The following is a 3,973-nucleotide window of genomic DNA, read 5'->3' as shown; positions in this document are numbered from 1 at the left end:
CCGCGGTGTCGCCGCTCGCCGCCGCCGCCGGCGGCCAGGCCTTCGCGGCGCTCGCGCTGGCCGCGCCGACGATCCGTCACTGGCCCGCCGCCCTGCCCTCGGCCCACGCCTGGCTGGCCTTCGCCGCGCTCGCGATCGGCTGCACGGCGCTGGCCTATCTGCTGTTCTTCCGGCTGATCGCGCGCATCGGCGCCGCGCGCACGATGACGGTTTCGTTTCTGATCCCGCTGTTCGGCGCGCTCTGGGGCTGGCTGTTCCTGCACGAGACGCCGGATCGCCGCATGCTGCTCGGCTGCGCGGTAATCCTGGCCGGCACGGCGCTGAGCACGGGTCTGGTCGACGAGCTGCTGCGGCGGCGACGCGCCGTGCAGGATGCCTGCCCTGCGGTAAAACTTGCCGCCGGTTGAAAACCTTTCCACATCTACAGCGGTGCAAACGCCGGCATTCCGCTTCACGCCGCGATGGCATGCAATCTGCTGAACTGTGGGGGTAAGTCCCCTGTTAGATGGTTCCGTTCATGCTCGCTCATCTCAGCTTCCGCATCTGTCCGCAGCTCCACGACGGCACCTGGAGCATCCTCGCCGGCAATCAGCTGCTCGCGACCCATACCACCTGTTCCGACGCGATCGACTCGGCGCTCGACATGGCCGAGACCGGCTGGCGCGACAGCGGCATCAGCACCGACGTCGCGCTCGTGGACCCCGAAGGCGAAGTCTGCCTCTGGTGCGCCTACGGCGTACGGCTGCACTGATCCCGCGGCGCACGCGATCGATGCCCCGATCGAGGGCGGCGCCGCAACGGCGGTCGTCGTCGACCTGCGCGTGATCGCCACGTGAAGGCGCGCGCGCAAAGCCGATCTCGATCGCCGCGTGCCGTTCGCGCGCCGACGCGACGCGACGTGGCGGGCAACCCGCGACCCGGCGAACGCGCGTCCGAGCCCTGCGCGGCAGGGTTCGGGCGAGCCTGGCTTCCGCGACGCCGCTATTCCAATGGCCGCAGTTTCGGCACCGGCGGCGCCTCGACCGGCAACGGTTCGGTGGGCTTGGGTCGGTGGCCCTTGCGCGGTTCGAGCGGATCGGCGAGATGGCCGGGCTCGACGTTCTCGTCATCGCGCTCGGGCGTCGACTGCGCCTGCGGCGCATAGGCCGAATCCACGAGCGACGCAGCGAGCGCCTCGAGTTCGAGGTCCGCGCCGTCGAAGCCCGCGCCGCGCGGACCGCAGCCGTCGGCTTCGCCGCGATTCATCGCACGTATCCGCCGAAAAACAGCACGGCGACGACGACGATGACGACGAGCAGTCCGCCGCCGGGCGCATAGCCCCAGTTGCGGCTGTAGGGCCAGGTCGGCAGCGCGCCGATCAGCAGCAGGATCAGGACGATCAGCAACAGGGTCGACAAGGTCATGGCGTGCTCCTAGCGGTGGGAAAAGAAGGCCGCCGCATCGGCGGCGGCCCGGGGAGTCGGGATTCAGTGCTTGTCGTCGCGGCCGGACCAGTACGCGTTCCATTCGTCGCGCGAGACCATGCCGTCGCCGTCGCGGTCGAGACGGCTGAAATCGACACTGGCGTCCTTGCCGGCGCCGAGCTCGTCCTTGCTGAGCCTGCCGTCCTTGTTCGCGTCGAGCTGTTCGAAGGATTTCGTCGCGGTATCCGTCTGGCGTTCCTCGACCAGCGGCTCCATGGGCTTGCGCGCCGGCGCCACGCGGCGTTCGGGGTCCTGCTGCGCGCGCGCGGAATCGACCGGCTGCGGTCGTTCGCCCTGCAGCGGAGGCTGCTGCTGCGACAGCGCGGTCGCCGCGCCGGCGAGCAGAACGATGGCGGTGAAGGGAATCGCGCGTTTCATGCGGACCTCCGTCGGACAGCCGATGCCACGACGTGCCACGCAGAAAGCGTGCCGACGCGGTGCGCCGGAGCGCGGCGCGCGTACACGCGTGAAAACCCGTGCGGCGAGCGGCGTCGCATTGCCTTGAAACCCGACGGCGCCCGGATCGCAGCGCGGCCGAGCCCGGCTCCGCACCGCGCAGCCTGCATGCCGCGGGCCGCCGATCGGTCGAACTGCACGAAACCGCGGCCGATACTGCCGCGCGGAGCGACGCCGCGCGCGGCACAACGCGGCTGGCACCGCTCTTGCGTCGCAGCCGTGACCGTACTGCACAGGAGCGATGCCATGCCCCGCAAGCCACCGGCTTCCCGTCCCGCCGCGAGCGACGCCGAGCAGACCGTGCAGCGCCAGCGCCGGATACAGGACGAAGTCGCGCGCAGCGAACAGTCCTCGTCGGCCGGCAACGGCAAGAGCAACGGCGGCAAGAACGACGGCGGGCACGAAGGCAACGGCAGCGCCAAGCCCGCCGCCGTGCAGGCCGGCACGCGCCAGCAGCCCGAGAACCCGCTGCCGCAGCAGCACCTGCGCAAGCCGGGCTACGAGCACGAACTCGATCCGCTGCCGCGCTTCCTCGCGCCCGACTACGTCGGCAGCGACAAGCTCAAGGACTTCGTCGCGATCGTGACCGGCGGCGACTCGGGCATAGGCCGTGCCGTCGCGGTGCTGTTCGCGCGCGAAGGCGCCGACGTCGCGATCCTGCACCTGAACGAGCACGAGGACGCCGAGGTCACGCGCCGCCACGTCGAGCTCGAAGGCCGGCGCTGCCTCGTCATCGCCGGCGACGTGCGCGACCCGGGTTTCTGCGAGGACGCCGTGCGCCGCACCGTGGATGCATTCGGCCGCCTCGACGTGCTCGTCAACAACGCGGCATTCCAGCAGCACTGCGAAACCCTGGAAGCACTCAGCGAGACGCACCTGCAGGAAACGCTGCAGACCAACATCGCCGGCTATTTCCACATGGCGCGCGCCGCGCTGCCGCACCTGCGCAACGGCGCGGCGATCATCAACACGGGTTCGGAAACGGGCCTGTTCGGCAGCAAGGAACTGCTCGACTATGCCGCGACGAAGGGCGCCATCCATGCGTTCACCTTGTCGCTCGCGAGCAACCTGGCCGAACGCGGCATACGCGTGAACGCGGTCGCGCCGGGGCCGGTATGGACGCCGCTGAACCCGGCCGACCGCAGCGGCGAGGACGTCGCCACGTTCGGCGCCGACAGCGCGATGAAGCGTCCGGCCCAGCCCGAAGAGCTGTCGCCGGCCTACGTGTTCCTCGCCTCGCCGGTCTGTTCGAGCTATGTCAGCGGCGCGATCCTGCCGGTCATGGGCGGACCACGCGGCTAGCAGGCAACCGGAAAAGCGGCCAGCGCGGCGGTCCGCAGACAGATTGCCCGGCAGCCGGTCGCGCAGGCGATCGACTGCCGGAGATCGTGCGCGAGCCGTGCCGGTATCGTTCGATCGGGAAACGCGCAGGAGCCCGTTTGCCGACAACTGCGCTGCGACGAACCGCCGCAGCGCCATCACTCCCGCGACGACCAGGAGACGACCATGCCACGCGGCGACAAATCCGCCTATTCGGGCAAACAGAAACGCAAGGCCGAACACATCGAGGAAGGCTACGAGGCGCGCGGCGTCGGCAAGAAGGAGGCCGAGCGGCGCGCCTGGGCCACGGTCAACAAGCAGGACGGCGGCGCGCGGTCAGGCCCCAAGGCCAAGCATCCGCGACGCGCGGCGACCAAGAAGGCCGCCGCGAAGAAGACGACGCGGCGCAGCGCGGCGAACCGCGGCACGGGCGCGCGCAAGTCTGCCGCGACGAAGACGTCCGCGACGAAGAATGCGGCGACGAAGAAAACGGCGGCGAAGAAAGCCGCAGCAAGGAAGTCCACGGCGAAGAAGGCGACGGCCAGGCGCTCGACGACGCGCAAGCCGGCGACGAAACGCGCGACCGCGCGCAAGTCCACCGCGAGACGCACGCCGGCCGGCCGCGGCGCCGCGAAGAAGGCGACCGCGAAGAAGCGTGCCGGCACACGCAGGACGACGACGGCGCGCAAGCGCGCCGCACGCTGAGGCGGCGGTCGCGGCCGGCCCGACCCGGC

The 3,973-nt window shown here is 70.6% G+C and carries 7 protein-coding genes; 3 read left to right on the top strand and 4 right to left on the bottom strand.

Going from position 1 to position 3,973, the window contains the following annotated elements:
- Window positions 1-407, top strand: a 407-nt coding sequence (locus NON22_RS21280; protein WP_257388995.1) for a DMT family transporter, incomplete at its 5' end; no start/stop codon positions are given.
- A gap of 110 nt (window positions 408-517) precedes the next feature.
- Window positions 518-751, top strand: a complete 234-nt coding sequence (locus NON22_RS21275) for a hypothetical protein (protein WP_257388994.1) — start codon at window positions 518-520, stop codon at window positions 749-751.
- A 230-nt stretch (window positions 752-981) separates the two neighbouring features.
- Here the strand turns inward: NON22_RS21275 and NON22_RS21270 are convergent, their stop codons facing one another.
- From NON22_RS21270 to NON22_RS21260, 3 genes are all read right to left on the bottom strand, one after another.
- Window positions 982-1,245, bottom strand: coding sequence for a hypothetical protein (locus NON22_RS21270; protein ID WP_257388993.1), 264 nt, complete (start codon window positions 1,243-1,245; stop codon window positions 982-984).
- Complete coding sequence (locus NON22_RS21265) at window positions 1,242-1,403, bottom strand: DUF3309 domain-containing protein (RefSeq protein WP_257388992.1); 162 nt, start codon at window positions 1,401-1,403, stop codon at window positions 1,242-1,244. The genes NON22_RS21270 and NON22_RS21265 overlap by 4 nt, the downstream gene beginning before the upstream one ends.
- A 63-nt stretch (window positions 1,404-1,466) precedes the next feature.
- Window positions 1,467-1,841: an EF-hand domain-containing protein gene (locus tag NON22_RS21260; RefSeq protein WP_257388991.1), complete on the bottom strand. Its 375-nt coding sequence runs from the start codon at window positions 1,839-1,841 to the stop codon at window positions 1,467-1,469.
- Between the two features lie 324 nt (window positions 1,842-2,165).
- Here NON22_RS21260 and NON22_RS21255 point away from each other — a divergent pair, with 324 nt between their 5' ends.
- A complete protein-coding gene (locus NON22_RS21255) occupies window positions 2,166-3,221 on the top strand; it encodes an SDR family oxidoreductase (RefSeq protein ID WP_257388990.1) in 1,056 nt (351 codons plus the stop codon).
- A gap of 272 nt (window positions 3,222-3,493) precedes the next feature.
- On the opposite strand, the gene NON22_RS21250 is transcribed toward NON22_RS21255, so the two are convergent.
- A complete protein-coding gene (locus tag NON22_RS21250) occupies window positions 3,494-3,928 on the bottom strand; it encodes a hypothetical protein (RefSeq protein ID WP_257388989.1) in 435 nt (144 codons plus the stop codon).
- Window positions 3,929-3,973: the final 45 nt, after the last annotated feature.

Origin of the sequence: Tahibacter caeni, from assembly GCF_024609805.1 — a bacterium.
Taxonomy (GTDB): domain Bacteria; phylum Pseudomonadota; class Gammaproteobacteria; order Xanthomonadales; family Rhodanobacteraceae; genus Tahibacter; species Tahibacter caeni.
Note: the sequence above shows the minus strand (reverse complement) of the source record. Positions and strands in the feature narration are given on the sequence as shown.

What these genes read in the sequence shown, in the direction of transcription:
- NON22_RS21275 (WP_257388994.1), top strand. Translation starts at nt 518, where the DNA reads ATGCTCGCTCATCTCAGCTTCCGCATCTGTCCGCAGCTCCACGACGGC.
- NON22_RS21270 (WP_257388993.1), bottom strand. Translation starts at nt 1,245, where the DNA reads ATGAATCGCGGCGAAGCCGACGGCTGCGGTCCGCGCGGCGCGGGCTTC.
- NON22_RS21265 (WP_257388992.1), bottom strand. Translation starts at nt 1,403, where the DNA reads ATGACCTTGTCGACCCTGTTGCTGATCGTCCTGATCCTGCTGCTGATC.
- NON22_RS21260 (WP_257388991.1), bottom strand. Translation starts at nt 1,841, where the DNA reads ATGAAACGCGCGATTCCCTTCACCGCCATCGTTCTGCTCGCCGGCGCG.
- NON22_RS21255 (WP_257388990.1), top strand. Translation starts at nt 2,166, where the DNA reads ATGCCCCGCAAGCCACCGGCTTCCCGTCCCGCCGCGAGCGACGCCGAG.